The sequence below is a fragment of the Streptomyces sp. CA-111067 genome (genome assembly GCF_050956065.1).
In the GTDB taxonomy this organism is placed as follows: domain Bacteria; phylum Actinomycetota; class Actinomycetes; order Streptomycetales; family Streptomycetaceae; genus Actinacidiphila.
In genome coordinates, this window is record NZ_CP192103.1 from 3,822,666 (window position 1) to 3,849,537 (window position 26,872).

Below are 26,872 nucleotides of genomic sequence, written 5' to 3' on the forward strand. Positions count from 1 at the left end.
CGCCGTCAGAACGAGTCCCCGTACCAGTGCACGGCCCCCGGCGCGCTCACCGTCGCGACGACCTCGTCGACGGTGGCGCCCAGGGCCCGGGCCATGCCGAACCGGGTGGGCGCGGCCGTGACCTCCGCGAGCAGAAGCGGCAGCGCCTCCCGCACGGCCCGGACCGCCGGCAGCCGAACCCCCACCCCCCACGCGCCCACATCCCGCGCCCGCGCACCGGCGAAGGCGAAGAGCGCCCCGGCAACGTCGGCCCCGTGGCCGGGCGCGAGGGCGATCTCGGCGATCTCGACGTGCCCGGGACGGGGGTGCCGCACGACGAGGAAACCCGCGGGCCGGGGCGCCGCTTCCGGGTCGGTCTCCGCGAGCAGTGTCTCGGTCGGGGGCGCGTACCAGACCGGGACACGGTGCTGCCAGTCCTCCGCGGTGCGGACCGTCGTCAGCGGGCGGGACGCGTCGAACGTGGCGCGCAGTTCTTGGAGGGCCGGCAGGTCGGCCGGGATCGCCGGGCGAACGGTCACCGGGCCCGCGGGGGCGAGCCGGTCCGGGGCGGGGTCGGCCGGGGGGCCTGACCAGCCCGGGGCGGCGAAGGTGCGCCAGCCCGCGTTTTCGTAGACCGCCGGGGTGGACGTGAAGAGGAGGGACCACGCGCAGCCGTCCGCCGTCATCGTCGCCACGGCCGCCGCCAGCAGCCGGCGGACGTGGCCCCGGCCGCGGGCCTCGGGGTGGGTGGCGACGCTGCCGAGGCAGCCCACCTGCTGCGGCTCGCCGGTGGAGGAGCGGATCGGGCGGGGCTGGTAGTGGACCACGGACACCGGGCGTCCGCCGTCGTCCACGGCGACGAACGTCCGGCGGTGCCGGCCGGGGTCCTGGGACCACAGCGCGATGACCGGCGCCGGGTCGGGGAAGGCCGCCGTCCACAGCGCGTGCAGCGCCGGCTCGTCCGCCGGGGTCGCGGTGCGGTACTCCATGGCGGCGGCCTCCCAGGTCGAACGTCCGGTTCAGATAAGGCGGTTGAGCGGGCCGCGGGCCTCCGGGGCGGCGGCCCCCCAGGTCGAACGTCCGGTGCGCGTAGGGCTGTTGAGCGGGCCGCAGGTCTCAGAGCGTGAGGTTGCCCGTCCTCGCACTGACCCGCCCGCCGTCCGGCGGCATCCCCTCCCGCGTGACGCCGTCCTCCGTGCACGCGGTGTGCAGCAGCGAGGACGAGCCGGTGAACGCGGCCGCCGCCAGGGCCAGTCGGCCGCCGGCGAACCGGGCGCCGACCGCGCTGTACCGGTTGGTGCCGTCCGCCACCCGCAGGTGCGCCGTGTCCGGGCCGGAGGCGCTGCTGCGCAGATCGCCCAGCTCCCAGCTGACGGTGGCCCCGGCGGCCCCGGTGTCCCGCGCGAGCAGCGCCCGCGCCGCGTTCGTACCGGAGAGCACGGCCCCGCCGCCCACGCTGATCCGCTGGTCGCGCACCGCGCTGAGCGCGATCCCGGTGTCGGTGAGGCTGCCGCCCTCGACGGCGACCTCGGCCGCGCCGACCGACAGCGGGGCCGCGTCCGCACGGCCGACCAGCCGGCAGTCGCTGAAGCGGACGGCGCCGGCCCCGCGCAGCACCGTGCCGTCGAGCCCGGTGAGCGTGCTGCGCACGAAGTGCACCGGCGCGGTGACCGGGGTCTGCACCAGGACGGCGGCCTTCGGCAGGTCGAAGGTGCAGTCGGTGATCGTGGTCGGCCGGGTGGAGCGCGCCGAGCGCTGCCCGACCGCGAAGAACGAGGCCGTACAGCCCCGCAGTTGGGCGCCGTCGGCGTTGACCACCAGCGTGCCGGCCGGGTCGAAGGTCGGCCGGGCGATGACCTTGACGTTCTCCAGCGTCAGATCGGTGATCTTCGTGTTGGCGGTGAACCACGAGCAGACGTGGTCGCGTACGGTGATCCGCTTGGCCGACTCGCCCCACTGCGCGCCGGAGTTGGCGATGTCCATCAGCCCCGAGTTGCCCTCGAAGAGCAGGTCGTGCTCGTACTGCCCGTGGGTGGTGAACGGGTTGCCGCCCTCGTCGTCACCGTCGCCGTGGCAGTTCACGACCTGGCAGTAGGCGGACGCCGTCAGGTCGTTGAGGTGCCGGACGTTGCTGGTGGTGCAGTCCGCCACGTGCCCGTAGAGGCAGTAGATCTGCTGGGTGAGGTAGCCGGCGCCGCCGTAGAACACGGTGGGCGGGTTCTTCAGGCCGCAGTCGACCGTGCGGTACCGGGTGCACCAGCGCCGCATGACCACCGGCCAGAACGTGCCGGTGGCCTGGATGCCGGAGACGTCGCAGTCCACGGCGTACTCGTACGCCACGGGGTGCGATCCGGTGTACTCGTCGTCGGTCGCGCCGGTGTCCTGGCCGGCGCCGAGGAAGACCAGGTTGCTCACCCGGGCGCCGACGACCGGCTCGACCCGGCGCCAGGTCAGGGTGCGGCCGGCCGCCAGCGGCCAACCGTTGAGGTAGCCGACCCGGATGTGGCCGCCGTCGATGATCTCGGTGATCTCGACCATCTTCTGCAGCTCGCGCTCGTCGCTGCCGCCGCCGGCCACCTCGTCGCTCTGCACCGCCCACCACTGGCCGACCTCGAAGGCGCCCGCGTCGGGTACCGGGAAGGCGTCGGTGAGTTCGATGACACCGGCGGCCAGCGGGTGGCTGACGGTGTCGCCGGTGGCGGTGCCCTGGAAGAACAGCACCGCGCCGAACGGGTTGTCGTGGACGTTGCGTTCGATGCCGCCGGTGTGGACGGTGTGGCCGCCGAAGTCGAGCTCGATCCGCGAGCGGTGGAAGGTGTGCCGGCGCCGGAACAGCAGGTCGGTGTGCGCCTCGACCCGGTGCACCGACGGGTCCAGGACCATCGCGTCGAGGGCGTCGTCGGCCGGGACGGCCGCGTCGAACAGGCCGAAGCCGCGGAAGTCGAGCACGCCGTCGTGCAGCCGGCGCCAACGGCCTTGTGCGGGGCGGTCGTTCGGCCGCAGCAGGGTGCCGCCGTTGGGTGCGCCGGTGCTGCCGGCGTCCCACCGTACGGTCATGCCGCCGCCGTCGCCGGGCGAGCGGTAGCCGGCGACCACCGCCACAGCCCCGTCCCGCAGGCCCTTGGACCGTACGGCGAGCAGTTCCGCCACGGTGTTGTGGGCCGTCGTGCCGTGCTGACCGGCGGCGGGCGCGGAGCCGGGCGTGGCGGCCCGGGCCGGGGTGGCGAGCGCGCCGGCCGCGACGGCGGCGGCGCCCACGCCGCCGGTGCGGAGCAGGTGTCTGCGGGTGCTGGTCGTCATGGGGTCTCGCCGTCCTTGTGCCGGGGGCGGAGCGAACTGCGGTACGGGGGCATGAAGTCGGTGCGCGGCATCTGGTCGGCCAGCACCCCGCCGTCCACCACGATCCGGGTGCCGGTCAGGTAGCCGCCCTCGTCGCAGGCGAGCAGCAGCAGCGCGCCGCCGAGCTCCTCGGGCCGCGCGTAGCGGCCCAGCGGGATGCGCCGGCGGTAGGCAGCCTCGAACGCCTCCCGGTCGAAGGGGAATTCGCCGTCGATGGGGGTGTCCACCATGCCGGGGGCGATGCTGTTGACCGTGATGCCGTGCGGGGCCAGCTCGACCGCGAGGGTCTGGGTGAGCAGGTCGACGGCGGCCTTGGAGGCGTTGTAGTGCGCCAGCCCGGCCTCGGCGACAAGCGCGTTCTTGGAGGTGATGGTGATGATCCGGCCGGGCAGGCCGTCGGCGACCATGTGCTCGGCGATCCGCTGGGTCAGGAAGAACACCGCGTCGAGGTTGACCCGCATCACCCGGTACCAGCTGCGCGGGGTGATCTCGTTGAACCGCTCCAGGGCCGCGGTGCCGGCGTTGTTGACCAGGATGCGGATCGGGCCGGCCTGCTCGCGCACCCGGTCGGCGAAGCCGTGCAGCGCCTCGGTGTCGGCCAGGTCCTGCTCGACGACGAGCACGCCGCGGCCCGCGGCGCGGACCAGCGCGGCGGTCTCGGCCAGCCCTTCGGCGCCGGGCAGGTCGGTGAGGACCAGGTCGGCGCCGGCCTCGGCCAGTGCCACCGCGAAGGCCCGGCCGAGGCCGCCGGCGGCCCCGGTGACCAGCGCGGTGCGCCCGGTCAGGTCGAAGGCGGTCACGGCTGCTCCAGCCCGAGCAGTTCCAGCGACGGGCGGTGGATCAGCGCCTCCACCGCGTCCTGGTCGAGCGGGTCGAGGCCGGGGATGCCGGGGATCCGGGCGATCGCACGCAGGCCCTCGACCGAGTCGTCGACGGTGGTGAACGGGTAGTCGCTGCCGAAGAGCAGCTTGTCCCAGACCCCGTAGTCCTGCACCAGGCGCAGGCTGTGCCACAGCTGGAACGGCCGGTAGTGCAGGGCGCTGATGTCGGCGTAGACGTGCCGGTGCTTGCGGATCACCGCGATGCACTCGCCCTCGAAGGGGTGGCTGAGGTGGGCCAGCACCATCCGCAGCTCCGGGTGGCGCATCGCCACCCAGTCCAGGTGCCGGGGCATCGCGTACTCCAGCGGAGCCTGCGAGACGAAGGTGGTGCCGGTGTGGACGAGCAGCGGCAGGCCGTGCCGCTCGGCGTACGCGTACAGCGGCTCGTACTCGGGCGCGGCCGGGTCGAATCCGGCGTACATCGGCATGAGTTTGATCCCGCGCAGCCCCAACTCCTGGTGGCCGTGCCGTAGTTCGTCCTGCCAGCCGGGCTGGGTCGGATCGAGCGCGAGGTAGCCGATCAGCCGGTCGGGCTGCTCGGCCACGTACTTGGCGACCGCGGAGTCGTCCACCCACAGCCCGCTGCGGCGCGCCTTGCCGCCGACCACGATGGTGCGGGTGCCGGCCGGGGCGGTCGCCGCGTAGTCCGCGTACCGCACCGTGAGATCGACCTCGCCGGCGTGCGCGCGGGCCGACTCGGCGCGGAAGGCGTCGTCGAAGTCGTGGCTGTGCCGGAAGAGATGGGAGTGGACGTCGGTGATCGGCTGCGTCATGTGCGTTCCCTCTTCTCCCAGCCGGCCTCGAACATGTTCCAGAAGCCGTGGGTCGGCGGGTGCTCGGCGAAGACCTCGTCGGCCAGTTCGACGCCGAGGCCGGGCGCGTCCGGCAGCCCGACGTACCCGTCGGTCACCGGCAGCGTGCCGCGGACCGCCTCGAAGACGAACGGTTCGAGCAGGCCGTCGAAGGTCTCCAGGATCTTGAAGTTGGTCAGGCCGAACGCGGCGTGCGCCGAAGCGGTGGTGCACAGCGGCGAGTTGGAGTTGTGCGGGGCGACCACCATGCCGTGCGCGTCGGCCTGCGCGGCGATCTTCCGCAGCTCGGTGAAGCCGCCGGCCATCGACAGGTCGGGCTGCACGATGTCCACCGCGTGGGTGGCGAACAGCTGCTTGTACTCGTAGCGGTTGTGGAAGTGCTCGCCACCGGAGAGCGGGAACGGCGCCAGCTGCCGCAGTTCGGCGTAGCGCTCGATGTGCGTCCACGGCAGCGGCTCCTCGAACCAGCCGATGTCGTACGGCGCCAGCTCGTACACCAGCCGCCGCGCGGTGCCCATCGCGAACCGGGCGTGGCCCTCGATGAACAGCTCCACCTCGGGGCCGACCGCCTCCCGCACCGCTGCCACCAGCGAGAGCGAGCGGTGCAGTTCGGGGCGTTCCAGCTCGTGCAGTCCGGCGCCGAACGGGTCGAACTTCAGCGCGGTGTAGCCCTTGGCCACGGTCTCCTTGGCCTTGGCGGCGAAGACCTCGGGCTCGCGCTCGCCGGTGTACCAGCCGTTGGCGTAGACCCGGACCCGGTCCCTGGTGGCGCCGCCGGTCAGCCGGTAGACGGGGACCCCGAGCGCCTTGCCCATCAGGTCGTACAGCGCCTGGTCCACGCCCGAGACGGCGATGCCGCCGATGTCGCCGCCGCGCAGGAAGTCGCCCTGGTACATCCGCAGCCACAGTTCCTCGACGTCGAACGGGTCGGCGCCCAGCAGGTGGCGGCGGCCCATCGCCTCGGTGAGCCGGCAGGTCTCGTCCGCCCGGTAGGGGTGGGTGATCTCGCCGACGCCGGTCAGGCCCTGGTCGGTGTGGACCCGGACGTAGCCGAAGTCCCGCCAGGAGGTGCCGAGTTGCAGGGTCTCGACCTTGCTGATCCGGCCGGCCGGGCCGGCCGGGCGGCTGGTGTTCACGGTCAGCATCAGCGGACTCCCTTCGCGGGGGCGGCATTCGGGGTCGGGCCGGCACCCGGGGTCGGAGCGGCGGCGCCGCCCATCGTCGAGGTGTGCGCGAGGTCGCTCGGGCCGCCCTCGGCCAGCGTCCGCTTCACCGCGGCCTCGGTCGCCTCGACCAGCCGGTCCACGTCGGCGTCGGTGTGCGCGTAGGACAGGTGGCTGCGCTTGAGGTTGAGCGGCAGCTCGAACACGCCGTGGCCGATCAGGTGCCGGCGGTAGCCGACGAACAGCGCGGTGTCGTTGGCGAGCAGGTCGTCGTAAGCGAGCGGCGCCGGTCCCGGCATGAAGTAGCTGACGAAGACCGAGCCGTAGCCGGTGACCACGGCGGGCACGTCCAACCGGCGGTAGAGCGCGTCGAGTTCGGTGCGCACCCGGTCGCCGAGCCGGAAGACGTGCTCGTGCACCGGCTCCTCGCGCAGCTTGCGCAGCGTGGCCAGCGCGGCGGCGACCGGCGCCGGGTGGCCGTTGTAGGTGCCGGCGAAGAAGACCGGGCCGCCGGGGCGGCTGCTGAACAGGTCCATCAGGTCGGCCCGGCCGCCGAGCGCCCCGATCGGGGCGCCGTTGGCGATGGCCTTGCCGAGCGTCGTCAGGTCGGGGGTGATCCCGCAGATCGCCTGGTAGCCGCCGAGCGCGTGCCGGAAGCCGGTGATCACCTCGTCGAAGACCAGCACGCTGCCGGCCGCGGTGCACTCCTCGCGCAGCGTGCGCAGGAACTCCTCGGTGGGCAGCAGCGCGCCGACGTTGTGCGGGATCGGCTCGACGATGACGGCGGCGATGTCGGCGCCGTGCTCCGCGAACACCTGCCGGACGCCGGCCGGGTCGTTGAAGCGCAACACCAAGGTGGCGTCCAGGACTTCGGGCAGGATGCCGGTGGAGGTCGGGTCGGGCCGGCCGACCCGGTCGGCCGCCGAGATAACGTTCAGGCTCACCGAGTCGTGCCAACCGTGGTAGCAGCCCTGGAACTTCACCACCAGCCTGCGTCCGGTGGCCGCTCTGGCCACCCGCAGCGCGTGGAAGGTGGCCTCGCTGCCGGTGCTGGTGAGCAGCACCTTCTCCACCGACGGGATCAGCTCGGCCAGTTGCTCGGCGAGCAGCACCTCGCCGTCCGTGACGGCCACCCCGGTCAGCCCGATCCGGCCGGCGGCGTCCGCGCTCGCGGCCGTCACCTCCGGGTCGTTGTGGCCGAGCAGCGGCGGTCCGAACGCGGCGTGGTAGTCGGTGAACTCCCGGCCGTCGGCGTCCCAGAACCGGGATCCCGCGGTACGGGTGATCACCAGGTCGAGCAGACCGGGAATGCTGCGCTGGCCGCTGTTGACCCCGCCCGGTATCACCCGGCGGGCCCGCTCGGCGAGCGTCATGTGGTGCTCCTCGCGTCGATGCTGTGGGGAGCGGCCCCGGCCCTGCCCGGCCGGGAACCGCGGGGCGCCATCCGCCCGGCAGGTCGTCGCAGGATTCGTTCGCTGCACCGTAGGAACGGAGCTTTCGAACTTCGGACTCTTCGAACTTCGGACTCTTCGAACTCGTTGAACTTCAGAACGCTGTTCTGAATAACCGAACAGTGGGGCGATCCTAGATCCGCTTTTGCAGGCCGGTCAAGGGGGGCGAAGTGGTAAAGTGTTCGGCTATGCAGAACAGTGCGGAATCCCGGCTCGATGACGCGGCGGGCGGCGGACCCGGGGACGAGCCCGACGGCCAGCCGAAATACCTGGTGAAGACCGTGGCCAGGGCCGCGGAGATGCTGGAGGTGCTCGCCGCCTGCGGGCCCGGAGCCGGCCTCAGCGTGACCCAGGTCGCACAGCGCGGCGGGATGTCCAAGAGCGCCGCGTTCGGCCTGCTGCAGACCCTGCGGCACTACGGCCTGGTCGCCGACGAGGGCGAAGGCATGAACCGCCGCTACCGGCTCGGCATGTCACTGGCCCGGCTCGGCGACCGGGCCCAGGCGCAGGTCTCGCTGCGCGACACCGCCCGCCCGGTGCTCCGCGAACTGACCGCCGCCACCGGGATGGCCTCCCGGGTCGCGGTGCCGCAGGACGGCCAGGCGGTGATCGTGGACCAGGTGGACACCCGCGGCGGCCTGCGGCTCGACCTGCGGATGGGCGCCCGCGAACTGCCGCACTGCACGGGCATCGGCAAGGCGCTGCTGGCCGCGATGCCGGAGCAGCAGGCCAGGGAGCTGGTCGCGCGCACCGGGCTGCCGCGCCGCACCTCCCGGACCATCACCGACGAGGCGACCCTCTTCTCCCACCTGTCCGACGTCCGCGCCACCGGTTACGCGCTGGACGACGAGGAGGACGCCGACGGGATCTTCTGCATCGGCAGCGTGGTCCGCAACCACCGGGACGAATGTGTCGGCGCGATCAGCATCACCGGCCTCAAGCTCGACCTGCCCGGCTGGCGGTTCCGCGAACTCGGCCTCCAGGTAAGGGACTTCGCCGACCGGATCAGCCACAGCCTCGGCCACGACGGCGCGGCGGCGCCGGCTGCCGGCCGCTTCCCGGCCACCGAGGGGCCTTGACCGATTCACCGGCAGGGGCATAGCGTCTCGCCCCGTCGGACGGTGCCGCGCAAGCACCCTGCCCCTGGTCTGCGCTTTTCCCGCACCGGTCCGCACCGCCATCCGCCCCACGGCAAGCGTCACGGGATACGTCCTCACCCAAGGCCATCGAAGGCTGAGGCACCCCGTGAACGATTTTCCTGGCTCCGCGCCGGGTCCCCGATCCGACCAGAACGCCGCTCCCGGCGCCGAGTCCGGCGCGGCCGGCACCGCCGGCAGCGCCGACACCTCGCGCCGCGGGCTGCTGCGGGCCGGCGGCTTCGGCGGCCTGCTGCTCGCGGCCACCACCACCTCGCTGGCCGCCGGTTCCGGCACCGCGCGGGCGGCGGACTCCGGCACGACCGCGCCGACTACTCCGGCCGCGCATGCCGCGGCCCCGCTGACCGCTGACACCGTCGCCCGGCTGCTGGCCGTGAACCCCAAGGGGATCGCCGCCGGCGCCGTCGCGCTGGTCGCCGGCTACCGCGCCGCGGGCGACGGCGGCGGCCTCGCGGCCCGCTGGGACCCGGCCTCGGACGCGGCACCCAACGGCGGCACCGTGCTGCGGCCGGCCGGGCACACCGGCCGGGGCCGCTGGCTGATGGTCCACGCCGGGGCGCTGGACTTCCGGCAGTTCGGCCTGTTCGACGGCGCCGCCCCGGCCGACGACGCGCTGGACGCGATGGTCGGCGACGCCACCGTGCATCGGATCGAGGCACACACCGACCTGCGCTTCACCCGGCGGCACACCTTCGGCCGGTCCCGGATCGAGCTGGACTTCGGCGGCCACACGGTCAGCACCGTCGGCATCGAGAAGAACACCACGGACAACCCGTTCGGCGCGGTGCTCTACTTCCGCGGCACCGTCACCACCACGACCGTCAAGTCCTCGCTGTCCGCCCCGATGCCCGACCTCGCCGACATCTTCGAGGTGCCGGACAGCAAGGCGTTCACCGTCGGCCAGTGGTGGAGCGTCGAGATCGACGCGGCCGCGGGCACCGGGATCTACGAGAAGGAGGTGCAGAAGCTCGTCCAGGTCACCGAGGTCGTGGACGGTACGCACATCCGCGTCAACTACAAGATCGGCTGGGACCTGGCCGCGGGGCGCACCTTCACCTGGACCCGGGTGGAGCCCGTCGAGCGCGCGCACGTCCGCAACATGGTCTTCGAGGGCGTGCCGGACGTGCCCGACGGCGACACCCTGTCCGGCTCGCACCCGGTCGCCTACGAGTACGCCGTCTCCTGCGACGTGTCCGGAATCGACGCCACCGGCACCTTCTGGCCGGTGGTCATGCGCCGCTGGTGCACCTACTTCCGCACCTACGAGTGCCAGTTGAAGAACCCGGCCTCGGTCACGTACGGCGGCGCCGGCTACCTCACCCAGCAGATCTACTGCCTGTACGGCCACGTCTCGGACTGCCATGTCGCCAACTCCCGGCACCTGAACGACTGGACGGCCTCCGCCTACGGCTACGTCACCAACTGCCACGGAGACGGCGACGACCAGGGCCCGTTCGTCACCCACGGCCAGTTCGAGCACGACCTGACCTTCACCGGCAACTCCGGGCTGATGACCTTCGCCAACTCCGGGGCCGCCTGGGGCGGCGCGGCCAAACGGGTCACCGTCCGGCGGCACGCCTGCTCGTGGTTCGTGGCCAGGACGAACGTCACCGACCTGACCCTGGAGGACATGCTGGTGATCGGCAACGCCCAGCCGAACTCCGGGATGATCTGGATCAACGCCGACGGCGCCCAGTTGCGCGGCTGCACCGCCTCCGGGCCGCTGGTGATCGCGCAGTCCTCGCAGCGCTCCAAACGGCCCACGGTGATCGCCGACTCGGCCTTCACCCAGGGCAAGGCGTCCGAGATCACCGCCGCCGCGGTGACCGCCGACGTGCACCTGCTGCGGGTCACCCTGAAGGGCCTGGACGGGGCGCAGTTCAACGGCACCGGCGAACTCGTCCTGGACCACTGCGAGTTCACCGGCGCCTCGGCGACCGCCGACCCCACTGCCGTCGCGCACGCCGACATCACCGTGCACGGCGGGAACTTCGCCGACACCGGCCTGGTGCTGAAGTCCGCCAAGGACCAGCGGCTGTGGATCGACGGCGGCGCCCGCTTCGGCGGCGCCAACAGCGCGGGGGCCTTCCTGTCCCGGACGGACACCGGCACAGACAGCGGCACCGGCGCCGGGCGGACCGTGCGCTGGCAGCTCGACGGCCTGGACTCCGCCGCCGGATCCGCCGGCACCGCGCACCTGTTGATCACCGGGGGCGTCAACCACTACCGCGCGGCCGGCTCCTCGTTCACCGGCGGCCGGCTCGACCTCGCCCCGGCCGCCTTCAGCGGCGACAGCCACCTGCTGCACACCGGCTGCACCGAGGACGGGGTGACCCGCAGCGCGATGCCCGCCGAGGGCGAACGGGTACGGCACACCGCGGGAAACCTCCTGCTCTGACGCCGCCCCGGCACCCCGGCTCCGCCGGCCCCTTCACGCCACCGTGAGGACCTCATGACCCAGCTCCCGCCCCGCCCCGCCGACACCGCGATCAACGGCCGGCCGGTCCGGATCGCCCTCGTGGGCGCCGGCAACCGCGGCCTGACCTACGCCGACTGGATCACCGCGCATCCCGCCCGCGCCCAGGTCACCGCCGTCGCCGACCCGCGCCCCGACGCCCGCGCCCAACTGCCCGCGGCCACCGGTTACACCGGCTGGCGGGAGCTGCTGGCGGCGACCGAGGCGAACGGCGGCCCGCTGGCCGACGGGGTGATCGTGGCCACCCAGGACCGCGAGCACGTCGAGCCGGTGCTCGCACTGGCAGAGGCCGGGTACGCCGTGATGGCCGAGAAGCCGCTCGCGCCGACCGAGGCCGAGTGCCGCACGATCGTGGCGGGCGTGCGGGCGGCCGGGGTGCCGTTCGCGGTCTGCCACGTGATGCGCTACACCCCGTACACCGACCTGGTGAAGAGCGTCGTGGACAGCGGGGTGCTCGGCACCGTCACCGGGCTCGACCACCTGGAGCCGGTCGGCTGGTGGCACTACGCGCACAGCTACGTCCGCGGGCCCTGGCGGCGCTCGGACCTGTCGTCACCGATGATCCTCGCCAAGTCCAGCCACGACCTGGACTGGATCACCTACGTCACCGGGCGGCGGATCGAGACCGTCGCGAGCTTCGGCTCGCTCAGCCACTTCCGGCCGGAGAACGCCCCCGAGGGCGCCGGTGACAACTGCCTGGAGTGCGCCGCCGAGCCCGGCTGCCCGTACTCCGCACCGAAGTTGTACTACCCGGCACTGCGCCGCACCGGCGGCGGCTGGCCGATCGACCACCTCATCCCGCACGGCCAGGCGACCCCAAACGAGGCCGAGTTGACCCGGGCGCTGCGCGAAGGCCCGTACGGCCGCTGCGTGTACAAGTCCGACAACGACGTGGTGGACAACCAGGTCGTCGCGATGCGGCTGTCCGGCGGCGCCACCGCGGTCTTCACGATGACGGCGTTCACCGAGCAGACCCACCGCCAGACCCGGATCTTCGGCAGCCACGGCTGGCTGCGCGGCGACGGCGAACGGGTCACCGTGCACGACTTCCGCGACGACAGCGTGCGGGTCCACGACGTCGGCGCGAGCGGCACCAACGCCGCGGACGGCCACGGCGGCGGCGACGCCGTCCTGGTCGAGTCGTTCGTCACCGCGCTCGCCACCGGCGACCGCTCCCACATCCGCTCCGGGCCCGCCGAATCGCTCGGCAGCCACCTCGCGGCCTTCGCCGCGGAGCGCTCCAGGCACCGCGGGACGGTCGAGACCGTCCCGGCGAGCTGATCCCGCCGCTCCCCCGACCGCACCGCGGCTGATCCGCCGCTCCCCCGACCACACCGCACACGCAGCACGTTCCGAAAGCGAGAATCACGTGAGACGCCGCAACACCGCAGTGCTCGCCGCCGCCATCGCCATCGCCGCCGTCGCCGTGACCGGCTGCGGCTCGTCCACCGGCTCCGGCTCCAGCTCGAAGAAGACCGTCAACGCCTGGGTCTACCCGGTGATCAACGACCCCAAGGCCGACGCCGCCTACTGGGACGGCCTGGTCAAGGGGTTCGAGAAGGCCCACCCCGGTACCAAGGTGAAGGTCTCCACCTACCCGTGGGCCAACCGGGACACCGCGCTGGCCACCGCCCTGGCGGCCGGCAAGGGCCCCGACGTGGCCTACCTCATCCCCGACCAGCTCTCCGCCTACCAGCGCAACCTGATACCGGCCGACCAGTGGATGGCGGCGGCGGACAAGGCGGCCTACCGCCCGGCGGCGCTGAAGTCGGTCACCGTGGACGGCAAGCAACTCGCCGCGCCCGTACTGATGTCGGCGTATCCGCTGCTCTGCGACAAGAAGGTGCTCGACGCGATCGGCGAGACCGCCAATCCGACCACCTGGGACCAACTCGCCTCGATCGCGCCGAAGTTGAAGGCCAAGGGCTACTACGCCACCAGCTACAGCGGTGACACCACCGCCACCCTCAACATGACCTTCTACCCGCTGCTGTGGCAGGCGGGCGGCGACGTCTTCTCCTCCGACGGCAGCAAGACCGCGTTCAACGGCGCCGCCGGCGTCAAGGCACTGACCTGGCTGAAGACCTTCGTGGACAACGGCTGGACGCCCAAGGACCTGGTCACCACCACCCCGCAGATCGAGCAGACCGACCTGGCCAGGAACAAGGTCGCCTGCACCTGGCAGAACACCGCCGCCGAGGTCCAGCCGTTCTGGGGCAAGGACAACATCCAGGTCAGCCCACCGCTGCGCAGCGCCACCTCCGTGGCGTACGGCACCGTCGGCACCCTGGCGGTGTTCAAGGGCGCCAACCAGACGCTGGCCGGCCAGTGGATCTCGTACGTCTCGCAGCCGGCGAACACCGCGGGGCTGCAGAAGCCCGGCGGCTACTTCTCGCCGCGCACCGACGCGGCCCCGCTCTACCCCGGTGACGCGCTCCAGCAGTCCACCGAGAAGGTGCTCGGCAGCACCGACGTCGGCCCGCTGAACAAGGCCGCCCGGGACGTGATGGGCGTGCTCGCGCCGCAGATCCAGGCCGCGCTGCTCGGCAAGTCCGACCCGAAGAAGGCGCTCGACGACGCGGCGAAGGCCGCCGACCAGCTGATCGCCCGCAAGCGCTGACCGTACCGTCCGGCCGGTCCCACCCCGTCCGGCCGCCGGCCCGCACCGGCACCGCAGCGCGCCCGTCGCTACCCGAAGGAGGTCCCGTGGCCGCAGTCGCGGAACGTACCACCACCCGCCCGCGCACGACCCGACCCGGACCGCACGCCCGCCGGGAGGCCCGGATCGGGCTGCTGTTCGTGCTGCCCTGCTTCCTGCTCTTCCTGGTCTTCCGGTTCGGTCCCGGCGTCGCCGGGCTGCTGCTCGGCTTCACCGACTACGCGATCGGCGACAGCACCCACTTCACCGGGCTGCAGAACTTCCAACGGATGGCGCACGACCCGCTGTTCTGGTCGTCGCTGCGGGTCACCGTGGTCTACAGCGTGATCGCGGTGCCGTTCACCGTGCTCGCCTCCCTGGGGCTCGCGCTGCTCACCCGGCGGGCCTTCCGCGGCTCCCGGCTGTTCCGGTCGATCTTCTTCCTGCCGGTGGTCACCAGCCTGATCCTGGCCTCCACCGTCTTCATCTGGATCTTCTCGACCAAGGGCCCGTGGTCGGCGCTGATGGGGATGCTCGGGCTGCCCGAGCAGTCCTGGCTGACCGACTCCGCCCTGGTGCTGCCGGCCCTCGCGCTCGTCGGCATCTGGTCGCGCTGCGGCTACGGGATGCTCATCCTGCTGGCCCGACTCCAGGACGTACCACGGGAGTTGGAGGAGGCCGCACTGATGGACGGGGCCGGCCCCTTCCAGCGCTTCAGGTACATCGTCGCCCCGCAGCTCAAGCCGGCCTTCTTCTTCCTCGCGGTGATCGAGACCACCAACAGCTTCCAGATCTTCGACGCCATCTACGTCATGACCGGCGGCGGACCGGCCAACGCCAGTTACAGCCTCGTCTACCAGCTCTACGACGCGGGCTTCAAGTACATGGACCTCGGCTACGCGAGCGCGCTCGGCTGCGTCCTGTTCGTCCTGACCATCGTCGTGGCGCTGGTGCAGCGGCTGGTACTCGGAAAGGAGAAGTGACCATGGCGAACCCGACCGACACCGTTCCGGGCGCGTTCCGGCCGGGCGTCGCCGGACGGCTGGTGCGCGCGCTGCTGCTCACCGTGGCCTCGCTGGTGACGGTCTTCCCGTTCTACGCGATGATCGTGCTCTCGCTGAAGCCCGGCGCCGCCGTCTCGCTGCCCGGCAGCCTGCTGCCCTGGCACCTCAGCGGCTCGTCCTACCACGCGGTACTGGACGCCCAGGACGTGTGGCGCTGGCTGCTCAACACCCTTGTCTACTCAGTGGTGTCGGTGGTCGGGGTGCTCGTACTGGCCGCACTGGCCGGATACGCCTTCGCCAAGAAGCGGTTCCGCGGCCGGGAGGCGATGTTCTGGTCGTTCCTGTCCATGGTGATGGTCCCGTACCACGTCACCATGATCCCGACCTTCATCATGATGGCGAAGATCGGCGGCGTGGACACCTACTGGGGCCTGATCATCCCCACCCTCGCCAACGCCCAGGCGGTGTTCCTGATGCGGCAGTTCATCAAGGACCTCCCCGACGAGATGTTCGAGGCGGCCCGGCTCGACGGCTGCGGCGAGCTGCGGATCTTCGTCAGCATCGTGCTGCCGCTGCTCAAGCCGATCCTGGCCACCCTCGGCACGTTCGTCTTCCTGTGGCACTGGAACGACTTCCTCTGGCCGCTGATCATGGGCCAGAGCAGCGACATGCGCACCCTCACCGTCGGCATCGCGTCCCTGCAACAGCAGCAGGTGCCGCTCAGCCAGGTGCTCGCCGGATCGGTGATCGCCTTCGTCCCCATCTTCGCCGCGTACATGGCCGGCCAGCGGTACTTCACCGAGGGCGTCACGGGATCGGCAGTCAAAGGATGACCCACTCCATGACCGACAACTCCCCTTCTCCGGACGGTGTTCGGTGCGGTTCGCCGGACGGCGTTCCGGAAGGCTTTCCGGACGGCGAGAAGCAGCTCGAAGACCTGCTGGCCACCCCGTCCCCCGCGCTGGTGGCCGACCTCGGCCGGCTCGACGGCGACCTGGTCGTCCTCGGCGCCGGCGGCAAGATGGGGCCGAGCCTGTGCCGGCTGGCCCGGCGGGCGCTGGACGCGGCGGGCCGCGAAGACCTCGCCGTGCACGCCGTCTCCCGCTGGTCGGACCGGGCCGCGGCGGACGCGCTCGCCGCCGACGGTGTACGCCCGGTCGCCTTCGACCTGATGGACGGCGACCCGGGCCGGCTGCCCGACGCGGGCAACGTGGTCTTCATGGTCGGCGCCAAGTTCGGCTCCGCCGGCAACCCGGCGCACGCCTGGGCGGTCAACGCGGCGCTGCCCGACCGGATCGCCCGCCGCTACCGGGACGCGCGGATCGCCGCCTTCTCCACCGGCAACGTCTACCCGCTGGTCGCGACCGCCTCGGCCGGCAGCGCCGAGACCGACCCGGTCGGCCCGGTCGGTGAGTACGCGATGTCCTGCCTCGGCCGCGAGCGGGTCTTCGGCCACCACGCCGCCGAGCACGGCACGCGGGTGGCGCTGCTGCGCCTCAACTACGCGATCGACCTGCGCTACGGCGTGCTGGCCGACATCGCCTCGGCCGTGCACGCGGGCGAACCGGTGGACGTCACCACCGGCCACGCCAACGTGGTCTGGCAGGGGTACGCCAACGAGGTCGCGCTGCGGTCACTGCGGCACGCCGCCGCCGAGCCGTTCACGCTCAACCTCACCGGCCCGGAGACGGTGTCGGTGCGGCGGCTGGCCGAGATGTTCGCCGCGGAGTTCGGCCCGGAGGCCACGGACGGGGCTCCGTCTGCCGAACTGGGCCCCGGCATAAGCTCTTTGACTGTGGGTCAGGAGTCGGGCACCGCGCTGCTGTCGGACGCGAGCCGCTGCCACGCGCTGTTCGGCTATCCGCCGGTCCCGCTGCGCACGCTGGTGCGCTGGCAGGCCGAGTGGATCCGCCGCGGGCACCCGCTGTCCGGCCGGCCCACCAAGTTCCAGGTCCGCGACGGAAGGTTCTGACCCATCGTGTCCTCCCGCAACCAGCACGAAGGCACCATCACACCGGCCGGCACGGACAGCGGTTCGGACGACCGCGGTTCGGCAGCCGGCGGCGCACTCGGCCTGCTCGCCGCAGGCACCGTCATACCCGCCCACCCGCTCGCCCTGGACGCGCGGCGCCGGCTGGACGAGCGGCGGCAGCGGGCGCTGACCCGCTACTACCTGGCCGCCGGGGCCGGCGGCGTCGCCGTCGGGGTGCACACCACCCAGTTCGAGATCCGGGACGCACGCGTCGGCCTGCTGCGGCCGGTGCTCGAACTCGCCGCCGAGACCGTGGACAAGGAGGCCGGCCGGCCGGTGGTCAAGGTGGCCGGCGCCTGCGGCTACACCGCGCAGGCCGTCAGCGAGGCGGAGCTTGCCGCCGAACTCGGTTACGACGCGGTGCTGTTGAGCCCCGCCGTGCCGGGCGCGGACGAGGCCGGGCTGCTGGAACGGGCCCGGGCCGTCGGCCAGGTGCTGCCCGTCGTCGGCTTCTACCTCCAGGAGGTCGTGGGCGGCCGCTACCTTTCCCCCGGCTACTGGCGGGCGTTCGCCGAGATCCCCTCGGTGGTGGCGGTCAAGACCGCGCCCTTCGACCGCTACCGGACCGCCGAGGCGATCGCCGCGATCGCCGAGAGCGACCGCGCGGACGAGGTCGCCCTCTACACCGGCAACGACGACGCGATCCTGACCGACCTGCTCACCCCGTACCGCACCGCGACCGGCCGCCTCCGCTGGTTCGCCGGCGGCCTCCTCGGCCAGTGGGCGGTATGGACCCGAGCGGCAACCGACCTGCTCGCCCAGGTCCGCGCGGCGCGAGCCGGCGACCACGCCCTGATGACCGACCTGCTGCGCAGATCCCCGCAGTTGACCGAGGCGAACGCAGCAGTCTTCGACGTCCGCAACGCCTTCCGCGGCTGCATCCCCGGCGTGCACGAGGTACTACGCCAGCAGGGCCTCCTAGAAGGCACCTGGTGCCTGAACCCCGACGAGTTGCTCTCCCCCCGCCAGTCCGAGGAGATCGCCCGGGTCGCGACCGCCTACCCGTGGCTGACGGACGACGAGTTTGTTGCGGAGCACCGCGATGAATGGCTCCGCTGAGGCAGGGGGGTTTGGCGGGCCGGACGGGCCCGAGCGGCCGGGCGGGCCGGGACGGCCGGACGGGCCGGACGGGCCGGACGAGCCCGAGCGGCCGGACAGGCCGGAACGGTCGGCGCGGTCAGAACGGCCTGTTGGGCCGGACGGGCCCGGGCGGCCGGGCGGGCCGGAGCGGCCGGATGGGCGGGAACGGCCTGTTGGGCCGGAACGGCCGGACGGGGCGGGCGGGCCCGAGCGGCCAGACGAGCCGGAACGGCTGGACGGCCTGGAACGGTCAGAGCGGTCTGTTCGGCCGGAAGGGGCGTCGCGGCCGGACGGGCCCGAGTGGCCGGATGGGCGGGAACGGTCGGCGCCGTCAGAACGGCCTGCTCGGCCGGAAGGGGCGGCGCGGCCGGGCGGGCCGGAGGGGCCGGAACGGGCGGGGCGGGCCGGAGGGACGGGAGCGACCGAGGCCGCTGGGCGGCGGGCGGTCGTTGTGGTCGCGGTGGGGGCCGCGCTGCGCGAGCAGTTGTTCGCTCCGGACGCATGGCAGCGGCTTTCGCAGTCGGCCGACCTGGTCCTGCTCGACCAACCCGGCGACCGGGCCGGGCTGGCCGCCGCGCTGGGCGAGGCCGACATCCTCGTCACCGGCTGGGGGACCGCCCGGCTCGACGCCGAACTGCTCGCGGGCGCACCGCGGTTGAGCCTGCTGGCGCACACCGGCGGCGCCGTCAGCCCGTATGCGACGCGCGCGGTCTTCGACCGGGGCGTACGGGTCACCCAGGCCGGCGCGGCGATGGCCAGGCCGGTCGCCGAGGTGGCCCTCACCTTCACCCTGGCGCTGCTGCACCAGGTCCACCGCTTCGACCACGCGCTGCGGGAAGGGGCCCCATGGCAGGTGGCCGAGGACGCTCCGGAGCGGCACCAGATACTCGGCTGCCCGATCGGCGTGATCGGGGCGTCGCGCACGGGCCGTGCGTACATCGCGCTGGTGCGGGCGCTCGGCGCGGAAGTGACCGTCGCCGACCCGTACTTGGGTGCTGCCGAAGCCGAACGTCTCGGCGTCCGGGTCGCCGGCCTCGACGAGCTGCTGTCCGCCAGCCGGATCACCGCCGTGCACGCTCCCGCCCTGGCCGAGACCCATCACCTGCTCGGCGCACGGGAGTTGGCGCTGATGCCGGACGGCGCGGGCCTGGTCAACACGGCACGTTCCTGGCTGGTCGACGAGGCCGCCCTCCTCGCCGAGTTGCGCGCGGGCCGCCTCGACGCGGCCCTGGACGTCTTCGACGCGGAACCCCTCCCGACCGACCACCCGTTCCGCACGCTCCCCAACGCTCTGCTGACCCCGCACAAAGCGGCGGCAACAGTGGAGGGCCGCTTCTCCCTCGGCGAGAGCACGGTGTCCGAAATCGAACGCCACCTACGCGGACAGCCGCTCCTCCACGCGGTAACCCGCGAGTCCCTGACCCGCGTCGAGTAACCCCGCGCAACGGTCACACCACCCGGTGGCGCCCGGCATCGCGGCTCCCGTACCGCGGCCGAGCGCCCGCAGGGCACTCCCCCGACCGGCGGTCTCCTGGGGGCGCGGGGAACCGCGCCACCAGCCCACCCGGTGGCATCCGGCAGCGCGCCCCCCACGCCCCGCCCCGGACGCCCGCAGGGCACTCCCCCGGCCGGCATCTCTTGGGGGCGCGGGGAACTGCGCCACCAGCCACGACCGACCGGCACCCGACCGAACACCCCCACCACCCCAGGGGCGCGAGGAACTGCGCCACCAACCACCCACCGACCCGCACCCGACCAAACACCGCCACCACCCCAGGGGCGCGGGGAACTGCGCCACCAGCCCCCCACCACCCCCCACCCAGACCCATGCGGCCGCAACCAAAGCACTCACCCCGGAGGACCACCCCGTGACGCTCGACGCCCGCCCCGCCCTCGTCGGCGCGTTCCGACTCGCCGAAGGCCCGGTGTGGGACGGTCCGCGCGAGCGGCTGATCTGGGTGGACGTGGAGGGCGGCCTCGTCCTTGAGGGAGTGCTGCGCCCTCGCGCCGTGGAGGTCGTCAAGCGGCACCGGCTGCCCGGAACGGTCGGCGCCGTCGCCGCCGCCGCGGACGGGCGGCTGCTCGTCGCCGGGCCGCGCAGGCTCACCGTCATCACGCCGGACGGCGACCACCTCCCCGGCGCCCGGGTGCTCGCGCCGGGGACGGCCGGGCGGCTCAACGACGGCGGGTGCGATCCGGCCGGCCGGTTCCTGGTCGGCAGCACCGCTCTCGACGGCCGCCGCGGCGATGACGTCCTCGTCCGGCTCGACGGCGGCGCGCAGCCGACCCTCCTCGACCGCGACCTCACCTGCTCCAACGGCCCGGCCTGGTCGCCCGACGGCCGGCTGATGTACAGCGTGGACACCGGCCGCGGCCTCGTCCACGTGCGCGACTACGACCCGGTGGACGGCCGGACCGGGGAGCGCCGCGAGTTCCTCGCGGTCACCGGCGGGCTCCCCGACGGCCTGTGCGCGGACCGCGAAGGGAACCTGTGGCTGGCGGTGTGGGGCGCGGGCGAGGTGCGCTGCTACTCCCCGGCGGCCGAGCGGCTGGCCACCGTACGGGTGCCGGCCGCGCACACCGCCGGCGTGGCCTTCGCCGGACCCGGCCTCGACACGCTGGTGATCACCGCGGCCGGCCCGGAGGGCGGCCTGTTCACCGCCCGACCGGGGGTCCGCGGCCTGCCGGCCCCGGCTTGGAACGGCGACGCTCAGTAGCCCGCCGTGAAGCGGGAGCAGAGGTGCTCGGGGCGCTCGGCCTCGTCCAGCAGGACGACCGCGAGGTCTTCGTACGAGAGCGCCGAGACGCCGTGGCCATCGGTCACCAACTCGTCTGCCCCCAGGCGGAATCGCCCGGTCCGCTCGCCGGGCGCGAGCAGTGCCGCCGGGCTGAGGTACGCCCACTCCACGTCCACCGACTTCTGGCAGCGGGCGAGTTGGGTCGCGCAGGCCGCCGCGATCGGCCGCCACTCGACGGGGAAGTCCGCCGCCTCGGCGACCGTCCCACCGCCCGGCAGGGTGAGAGTGCCGGCTCCGCCGACGACCAGCAGCCGGATGCCCGTACCCGCCAGCACCTTCAGCAACGCGTCCGTCACCAGCACGAGTTGGTCTTCGAAGCCGGGCGCCGGCCGCGTCGCCGCGATCACCACGTCCTGCCCCCGCACCACCTGCGAGATCGACTCCGCGGACAGCGCGTCCCCGACCCGCGCCACCGCCCCCTCCGGCAGTTCGGGGAATCGGGCGGCGGACCGTACGACCGCCGTGACCTCGTGCCCACGGCCCAGTGCCTCAGCGGTGATCCGCCGGCCGGCCGCTCCCGCCGCGCCGAAGACGGTGATGCGCATGACTGGTCTCCTTGTCTCGTGGGATTGGGATGACGTGGGATGACGTGGGAACTCACGCGTTCAGGTCCTGGACGGCGGCCGGGCCGCCCGCGGCACGCACCGGGGCCGGCGAGGGCCGCCGCCGCAACTGGGCGAACACCAGCGAGCCCAGGATCAGGACGCCGCCGACCACCTGGAGCGGACCCAGGTCCTGCCCGAGCGCCAGCCAGCCGACGATCGTGGCGACCGTCGGGCTGAGCAGCGTGAGGAACGTGACGTTGGTGGGCGGGAGTTCGCGGATGCCGCGGAACCAGAGCGTGTAGGCGACGGCCGCGCCGATCAGCGTCAGGTAGGCGTAGCCGAGCACGTTCCCGGCGCTCAAGGACGACGGCGGCGGCCCCTCGACGAGCAGCGCCACCGGCAGCAGCACCGTCCCGCCCGCGACCAACTGCCAGCCCGTGACAGCGAGTAGCGGCGCCGGGGCGGGCCACCGTTTGCTGAGCACCACACCCGTGGCCATGACCACGGCGCTGCCGGCCGCCGCCGCGATGCCGAGGCCGTCGAGCCGTGCCCCGGGCTGCACGACCAGCAGCCCGACGCCGAGCACCCCGGTCAGCCCCGTCAGCACCGTGCGCGCGGTGAGCCGGTCGCCGAGCAGCCCGGCCGAAAGACCCGCGACCAGCAGCGGCTGCACCGCGCCGACGGTCGCCGCGACCCCGCCGGGCAGCCGGTACGCGGCGATGAACAGCAGCGCGAAGAAGGCGCCGATGTTCAGCGTGCCGAGCAGCAGCGAGCGCCACCACCACACCCCGTGCGGCCGTCTTCTGGTGAGCGCGACGAGCAGCAGCCCGGCGGGCAGCGCGCGCAGCACGCCGGCCAGCAACGGGCGGTCCGGCGGCAGGTATTCGGTGGTGACGTAGTAGGTGGTGCCCCAGACGGCGGGGGCGACGGCGGTCAGCAGCACGATTCCCGATCGATTCCTTAGCACTAAGATAAAGTATCTCAACGCTAAGAGATTGGCTAGTGTGGGTCCATGGAGCCCCAGGAACAGCGCGCGACGGGCCCGGCGCACCGCCGGGCGGACGGCACAGCGGACGGCGCGGCCCCCGGCCCGGCCGGCGACGCGGCGGACGGCCCGGCCGGTGCGGATCACCTCGACATGGTGCTCGGGCAGTGGAGCCGCCAGTGGCCCGGCCTGGACGCGTCCCCGATGGCGGTGATCGGCCGCCTGAAGCGGCTGAGCCGGCTGCTCGACGCCGAGCTGCGCCGGGTCTTCGCCACCCACGGCCTGGACTCGGCGTCGTTCGACGTCCTCGCCACGCTGCGCCGCAGCGACCCGCCGCACCGGCTCACTCCGGCGCAGCTGATGGAGTCCTCGATGGTCACCTCGGGCGCGGTCAGCCAGCGGCTCGACCGGCTGGAGAGCGGCGGCCTGGTCAGCCGTACCCGCAGCACGGCGGACGCCCGCGTGGTGCACGTCGAACTCACCGCGCAGGGACGGGCGTTGATCGACCGGGCACTGCCCGACCATGTGGCCAACGAGCACCGGCTGCTCGGCGCCCTGGACCCGGACGAGCGTGACGCGCTGGCCGGGACGCTGCGGACGCTGCTGCTGTCGCTCGGCGACGGTACGGCGTGAGCTCCGGGTGCCCGCCAACTTCCTGTGCGGGCGGCGGAGTTCACGCCGTACCGGAAGGTGAGGACCGGGCGGGCGCCGGGGCCACAGCGCCCGCCCGGCCCGGCTGTCAGCCGCCGATCGACGACCAGTGCTGGTTGGCCCCACCGTTGCAGTCCCACAGCGCGACCTGCGTGCCGTCGGTGGTGGAGCCCGCCGGGTCGTCGAGGCAGCGGCCGGAGACCGGGTTGCGGTAGCCGCCGTTGTACGCCTGCCACTGCTGGTTGGCGCCGCCGTTGCAGTCCCAGATCTCCGCCTTGGAACCGTTGGCGGTGGCGGCGCCGGTCACGTCGAGGCACTTGCCGAGCGCGCGCAGCGTCCCGTCACCGGGAGCGCTCCACACCTGCGCGCCGGTGCCGTTGCAGCCCCAGATCTGAACGGCCGTACCGCTGGCGGAGTTCGCGCCGTTCACGTCGAGGCACTTGCCCGTGATCCCGGACCGTATCGCCCCGCCGGCCGGCACCGGCGGCTTGAGCCAGCCCGCGCTGTCGGCCGCCTGCACACCGGCGTTGAAGGCGTCGGCCATCTTGCCGTAGCCGGTGTCGTTGGGATGCAGCGCGTCGGACAGGTCGGCCGCGGTGAGCGCGCCCATGTCCACCAGCCGGTCGTGCCGGCCGGCCGCCTGCTTGGCCGCCACGATGTCGGCGACCTTCTGGTTGAACGCCGGGCGGTAGCCCTCCTCGCCGGCCGAGGTCGAGATGATCACGGTGCCGACCAGCAGGGTGGCGTCCGGCGCGTCCCGGTTGATCTGGTCGATCAGGGCGCTGAGCCGGTCGGGTGCGGTCGGCACCTGGTAGTTGCCGTTGAGGTCGTTGGTGCCGATCTCCAGGGTGATGATGTTGGGCCGGTAGGCGGCCATCACCGCGTCCGCGATGCCGGCGATCTGGTCGATCCGCCAGCCGGAGTGGCCCTCGTTGTCCGGGTCGGACATGTCGCCGTCCCGGCCGGTGCCGACGAAGTCCGACGTGTGGCCCTCGGCGGCGAGTTGGTTCCACAGGAAGCCGCGGTAGCTGTTGCCGGTGGAGCTGCCGACGCCCCAGGTGATGGAGTCGCCGAGCGGCATCAGCCGCAGCGGGGTGGGGGTCACCGCGGCGGCCCGCGGGGCGGCGTGCGGGGCGGCGGCGGTGGTCCCGGCCATGGCGGGAGCCGCCGTGCCCAGGCTGACCGCGGCGGCAAGTGCCGCGATCAGACCTGCGGTTGATCTCTTCATTCCCGGTCCTCGTGATTCGTCGGTGGGGGGAAGCACGGGCGGGCGGCCCGCTGGTCGGGGCCCGCCGGGGGTACGGGGACGGCGCCGGTCATGACGCCGTCGGCAGGTTCCACTTCTGGTTCGTGCCGTTGTTGCAGTCCCAGATGTCCAGTTGGGTGCCGTTGGTGGTGGTGAAGCCGGGGACGTCGAGGCAGCGCCCGCTGGCGGAGCTGACCAGGGCGCCGTTCTGCTGCTGCCACTGCTGGTTGGAGCCGCCGTTGCAGGTCCACAGCTCCACCGGGGTGCCGTTGGCGGTGCCGTTCCCCGTGACGTCCAGGCACAGCCCGTTGGCCTGGAGCGTGCCGCCGTTGACCGTCCACTGCTGGGCGCCCGAGGTGTTGCAGTCCCACAGGTCGGCGACGGCGCCCGCGGTGGACGAACCGCCGAAGTCGTCAAGGCACTTGGCGGTGTTCAGCGCGGAGGTGACATGGCCGACCGGCGGTTGCGCGGTGCCGGAGCCCGGCGTGATCGTGAGGTTGTCGAACTGGTCGAGGCGGTAGCCCTGGATACCCAGTCCGGCCTGCCCGGTCTGGAAGGAGGAGTCGGCGACCGAGCCGATCTGGTTGCCGTCCACCTTCGCGGTGATCTGGCTGCCCTGGAACTGGAGCGACAGGTTGTGCCACTTGCCGGTGCCGAGCGCGGTGGTGGTGCCGGTGGCCAGGGTGTGGTTGGAGCCGTCGGTGTACATCTTCTCGATCCACCACTGGCCGGTGTCGCGGATCCGCAGGTAGTACGCGTTCATGTGGGACTGCGGACGCTGCTGGGTGCCGGCCCGGCCGAGCAGTTCCGTGGTGCCCGCGGCGCTGAGGTACGCGTCGGCGCTGACGGTGTAGTTGGACCAGGTGGTGTCGCCGATCAGCGCGTACGAGTCGGAGTCGTCCTGCCACTCGATCGGCTTGACCGGGGCCATCTGCTGCACGCAGCGGCCGGCCCGGCCGCCGGCGCAGTTCTGTACCTCGAACGAGCCCTGCATGTCGGACAGGTAGGTCGCCTCGCCGCCCACGGCAACGTTGTCGAAGTTGTCGGAGTAGGGAAGCGCGAGGGCGTGTGCGGCGGGCGGGGTCGCGGTGCCCTTGCCGCCGCCGCCCATGGTGGTGACGGTGTAGACGTAACCGGGCTGCATCGTCAGCGAGTACGAGCCGCCGGACGGCGTGATGTCCTGGGTGTGGACGAACGAGGTCGCCGCGCTGGGGCTGTTGACGTCGGTGGCCCAGACGTGGACGGCGCCGGTCGAAAGGCCGCCCTGGACATGGAAGTTGGCAGTCTGCGAGCCGGTGGAGGTGGTGGTCTCCAGGATCGTGGAGTAGTCCGAGGAGGTGTTGGACTTCACGGTGACGTAGGTGCCGTTGTTCTCGTTGCCGCCGAGGTAGCCCGAGGCGGAGTCCACGAACTTCCAGCCCGGCTTGGTAAACTGGGCGACCTGGGCGGTGGCCCAGGTGCTGGCGCCGATCTGGTAGTTGCCCGACCAGGGCGAGGCCGCGGTGGCCAGGCCGACGGTGTTGTAGGGCAGGTTCGGGTAGATCGCGGCGATCAGCGGCCAGTTGAAGTAGCTGGTCATCTTCGCGTCGATGTAGCCGCGGGTGATCGCCCGGATCAGCGCGGGGGCACCGGTGTTCATGTCCTGCGAGCCGCTTTCGGAGTCCCACAGCGGCTTGCCGTTGTTCTTCGCGGTGCTGGTGCTGGAGCAGGTCTTGGCGTCGCCGCCGTCACCGCCGTTGCACGAGTAGTGCGCGCCGATGATCGAGACGGCGTTGTTGAACGCCGAGTTGTTCGCCATGTCGTCGGCGACGCCCCAGCCGGAGTCGTCCGCGACGAGCTTGACGGCGCCGTAGCCGGCGTTGTTCAGCGCGGAGCGCAGCTGGACGTACCAGTTGGCGTCGTGGCCGCGTTCGTTCCAGCCGCCGAGGTAGCTGATGGTCAGGCCGTGCTGCTTGGCGCAACCCAGCCAGGAGATCAGGTAGTTGATGGTGTCGGTGGACCAGAACCCGCCGCTGATCCAACCGGGCGCGGCCCAGGCGAGCCCGTACAGCCCGATGTCGGGGTTGCGCGCCTTGGCCTGCTCGGCGAGCCAGAACTCGTAGCCGGCGTTGCAGTTGACCGTGCCCTTGCTGTGCTCGATGGACGGCTCGGAGCCGTCGGTGGAGTTGGCGTCGCCACCGATCTCCAGCTTCAGCAGCTGGAGGTTCGCCCCGTAGCCGGGCTTGAACATGTAGTCCAGGATCTGCGACTGCTGAGCGGCCGGATAGTTCGTCAGGAGCCGGGAGTTGCCACCGCCGCCACTGATGGCGCCGATCCCGTCGAAGGTGCGGCCGCTCTGGGCGCCGTCGACGGTGATCGTTGTTGTGGCGGCGTGGGCGGGGGCGATGCTTACCGCGAGGAGCGCGGCGAGGAGGGTAAGCACCCATAAGGGTGCGAGTCGGATGGTTCTGGCCATGGGGGGCCGCCTTTCGTGGGGGGGAAACGGTGCACAGTGTGCTGTCGTGTTGGATTAATGGTCAATGCTTCGAACATGAATCCCCAAACAAACACGGTGCCCTCGCCGGGCGGGCGATGACGCGACCAGGTGTGCCGGGTCCGTGTCCGCGACGAAGGACGGTGGCTCCGCCCCCGCGCC

The 26,872-nt window shown here is 72.6% G+C and carries 21 protein-coding genes; 11 read left to right on the forward strand and 10 right to left on the reverse strand.

Annotation, left to right across the window (positions count from 1 at the left end):
- Window positions 1–5: 5 nt before the first annotated feature.
- The 6 genes from ACQPW6_RS16580 to ACQPW6_RS16605 form a co-directional block, all read right to left on the reverse strand.
- Entirely contained in the window at window positions 6–968 is a 963-nt protein-coding gene (locus ACQPW6_RS16580; RefSeq protein WP_433890414.1) for a GNAT family N-acetyltransferase, read from the reverse strand.
- Window positions 969–1,095: 127 nt separating this feature from the next.
- A complete protein-coding gene (locus ACQPW6_RS16585; protein ID WP_433890415.1) occupies window positions 1,096–3,279 on the reverse strand; it encodes a peptidase C14 in 2,184 nt (727 codons plus the stop codon).
- On the reverse strand, window positions 3,276–4,118 hold the full coding sequence (locus ACQPW6_RS16590) for an SDR family NAD(P)-dependent oxidoreductase (RefSeq protein WP_433890416.1): 843 nt from the start codon (window positions 4,116–4,118) through the stop codon (window positions 3,276–3,278). Before ACQPW6_RS16590 ends, ACQPW6_RS16585 begins: the two co-directional genes overlap by 4 nt.
- The gene (locus ACQPW6_RS16595) at window positions 4,115–4,972 is read right to left on the reverse strand and encodes an amidohydrolase family protein (RefSeq protein WP_433890417.1); all 858 of its coding nucleotides are present in this window, start codon (window positions 4,970–4,972) and stop codon (window positions 4,115–4,117) included. The genes ACQPW6_RS16590 and ACQPW6_RS16595 overlap by 4 nt, the downstream gene beginning before the upstream one ends.
- Window positions 4,969–6,156 carry a mandelate racemase/muconate lactonizing enzyme family protein gene (locus ACQPW6_RS16600; protein ID WP_433890418.1) on the reverse strand — a complete coding sequence of 396 codons (1,188 nt, stop codon included), beginning with the start codon at window positions 6,154–6,156 and terminating at the stop codon, window positions 4,969–4,971. The genes ACQPW6_RS16595 and ACQPW6_RS16600 overlap by 4 nt, the downstream gene beginning before the upstream one ends.
- A complete protein-coding gene (locus tag ACQPW6_RS16605) occupies window positions 6,156–7,547 on the reverse strand; it encodes an aspartate aminotransferase family protein (protein ID WP_433890419.1) in 1,392 nt (463 codons plus the stop codon). The genes ACQPW6_RS16600 and ACQPW6_RS16605 overlap by 1 nt, the downstream gene beginning before the upstream one ends.
- 350 nt (window positions 7,548–7,897) lie before the next feature.
- Between ACQPW6_RS16605 and ACQPW6_RS16610 the strand changes: the two genes are divergently transcribed.
- The 10 genes from ACQPW6_RS16610 (at window position 7,898) to ACQPW6_RS16655 (ending at window position 20,729) form a co-directional block, all read left to right on the forward strand.
- Window positions 7,898–8,704 carry an IclR family transcriptional regulator gene (locus ACQPW6_RS16610; RefSeq protein ID WP_433894553.1) on the forward strand — a complete coding sequence of 269 codons (807 nt, stop codon included), beginning with the start codon at window positions 7,898–7,900 and terminating at the stop codon, window positions 8,702–8,704.
- Window positions 8,705–9,341: 637 nt separating this feature from the next.
- A complete protein-coding gene (locus ACQPW6_RS16615) occupies window positions 9,342–11,180 on the forward strand; it encodes a peptidase C14 (protein WP_433894554.1) in 1,839 nt (612 codons plus the stop codon).
- Window positions 11,181–11,234: 54 nt separating this feature from the next.
- Complete coding sequence (locus tag ACQPW6_RS16620) at window positions 11,235–12,539, forward strand: Gfo/Idh/MocA family protein (protein ID WP_433890420.1); 1,305 nt, start codon at window positions 11,235–11,237, stop codon at window positions 12,537–12,539.
- A gap of 88 nt (window positions 12,540–12,627) precedes the next feature.
- A complete protein-coding gene (locus ACQPW6_RS16625) occupies window positions 12,628–13,878 on the forward strand; it encodes an ABC transporter substrate-binding protein (protein ID WP_433890421.1) in 1,251 nt (416 codons plus the stop codon).
- A gap of 86 nt (window positions 13,879–13,964) precedes the next feature.
- Window positions 13,965–14,879, forward strand: a complete 915-nt coding sequence (locus tag ACQPW6_RS16630; RefSeq protein WP_433890422.1) for a carbohydrate ABC transporter permease — start codon at window positions 13,965–13,967, stop codon at window positions 14,877–14,879.
- A 2-nt stretch (window positions 14,880–14,881) separates the two neighbouring features.
- Entirely contained in the window at window positions 14,882–15,733 is an 852-nt protein-coding gene (locus ACQPW6_RS16635) for a carbohydrate ABC transporter permease (protein ID WP_433890423.1), read from the forward strand.
- Between the two features lie 8 nt (window positions 15,734–15,741).
- Window positions 15,742–16,872, forward strand: coding sequence for an NAD-dependent epimerase/dehydratase family protein (locus ACQPW6_RS16640; protein WP_433890424.1), 1,131 nt, complete (start codon window positions 15,742–15,744; stop codon window positions 16,870–16,872).
- A 123-nt stretch (window positions 16,873–16,995) separates the two neighbouring features.
- Entirely contained in the window at window positions 16,996–17,991 is a 996-nt protein-coding gene (locus tag ACQPW6_RS16645) for a dihydrodipicolinate synthase family protein (RefSeq protein WP_433894555.1), read from the forward strand.
- Window positions 17,992–18,463: 472 nt separating this feature from the next.
- Window positions 18,464–19,447, forward strand: a complete 984-nt coding sequence (locus ACQPW6_RS16650) for a hydroxyacid dehydrogenase (protein ID WP_433890425.1) — start codon at window positions 18,464–18,466, stop codon at window positions 19,445–19,447.
- 433 nt (window positions 19,448–19,880) lie between these two features.
- Window positions 19,881–20,729 (forward strand): SMP-30/gluconolactonase/LRE family protein, encoded by an 849-nt coding sequence (locus ACQPW6_RS16655; RefSeq protein ID WP_433890426.1) that lies wholly within the window; start codon window positions 19,881–19,883, stop codon window positions 20,727–20,729.
- Here the strand turns inward: ACQPW6_RS16655 and ACQPW6_RS16660 are convergent.
- Entirely contained in the window at window positions 20,723–21,355 is a 633-nt protein-coding gene (locus tag ACQPW6_RS16660; RefSeq protein ID WP_433890427.1) for an NAD(P)-dependent oxidoreductase, read from the reverse strand. The two genes, ACQPW6_RS16655 and ACQPW6_RS16660, sit on opposite strands and share 7 nt — an antisense overlap.
- Window positions 21,356–21,407: 52 nt before the next feature.
- A complete protein-coding gene (locus ACQPW6_RS16665; protein ID WP_433890428.1) occupies window positions 21,408–22,298 on the reverse strand; it encodes an EamA family transporter in 891 nt (296 codons plus the stop codon).
- Window positions 22,299–22,367: 69 nt separating this feature from the next.
- Here ACQPW6_RS16665 and ACQPW6_RS16670 point away from each other — a divergent pair, with 69 nt between their 5' ends.
- Window positions 22,368–22,973, forward strand: a complete 606-nt coding sequence (locus tag ACQPW6_RS16670; RefSeq protein WP_433890429.1) for a MarR family winged helix-turn-helix transcriptional regulator — start codon at window positions 22,368–22,370, stop codon at window positions 22,971–22,973.
- Window positions 22,974–23,079: 106 nt separating this feature from the next.
- Here the strand turns inward: ACQPW6_RS16670 and ACQPW6_RS16675 are convergent, their stop codons facing one another.
- A complete protein-coding gene (locus ACQPW6_RS16675) occupies window positions 23,080–24,219 on the reverse strand; it encodes a ricin-type beta-trefoil lectin domain protein (RefSeq protein ID WP_433890430.1) in 1,140 nt (379 codons plus the stop codon).
- Between the two features lie 88 nt (window positions 24,220–24,307).
- A complete protein-coding gene (locus ACQPW6_RS16680; RefSeq protein WP_433890431.1) occupies window positions 24,308–26,659 on the reverse strand; it encodes a ricin-type beta-trefoil lectin domain protein in 2,352 nt (783 codons plus the stop codon).
- Window positions 26,660–26,872: the final 213 nt, after the last annotated feature.

What these genes read in the sequence shown, in the direction of transcription:
- ACQPW6_RS16595 (WP_433890417.1), bottom strand. Translation starts at nt 4,972, where the DNA reads ATGACGCAGCCGATCACCGACGTCCACTCCCATCTCTTCCGGCACAGC.
- ACQPW6_RS16675 (WP_433890430.1), bottom strand. Translation starts at nt 24,219, where the DNA reads ATGAAGAGATCAACCGCAGGTCTGATCGCGGCACTTGCCGCCGCGGTC.
- ACQPW6_RS16605 (WP_433890419.1), bottom strand. Translation starts at nt 7,547, where the DNA reads ATGACGCTCGCCGAGCGGGCCCGCCGGGTGATACCGGGCGGGGTCAAC.
- ACQPW6_RS16640 (WP_433890424.1), top strand. Translation starts at nt 15,742, where the DNA reads ATGACCGACAACTCCCCTTCTCCGGACGGTGTTCGGTGCGGTTCGCCG.
- ACQPW6_RS16620 (WP_433890420.1), top strand. Translation starts at nt 11,235, where the DNA reads ATGACCCAGCTCCCGCCCCGCCCCGCCGACACCGCGATCAACGGCCGG.
- ACQPW6_RS16660 (WP_433890427.1), bottom strand. Translation starts at nt 21,355, where the DNA reads ATGCGCATCACCGTCTTCGGCGCGGCGGGAGCGGCCGGCCGGCGGATC.
- ACQPW6_RS16580 (WP_433890414.1), bottom strand. Translation starts at nt 968, where the DNA reads ATGGAGTACCGCACCGCGACCCCGGCGGACGAGCCGGCGCTGCACGCG.
- ACQPW6_RS16600 (WP_433890418.1), bottom strand. Translation starts at nt 6,156, where the DNA reads ATGCTGACCGTGAACACCAGCCGCCCGGCCGGCCCGGCCGGCCGGATC.
- ACQPW6_RS16635 (WP_433890423.1), top strand. Translation starts at nt 14,882, where the DNA reads ATGGCGAACCCGACCGACACCGTTCCGGGCGCGTTCCGGCCGGGCGTC.
- ACQPW6_RS16670 (WP_433890429.1), top strand. Translation starts at nt 22,368, where the DNA reads ATGGAGCCCCAGGAACAGCGCGCGACGGGCCCGGCGCACCGCCGGGCG.
- ACQPW6_RS16585 (WP_433890415.1), bottom strand. Translation starts at nt 3,279, where the DNA reads ATGACGACCAGCACCCGCAGACACCTGCTCCGCACCGGCGGCGTGGGC.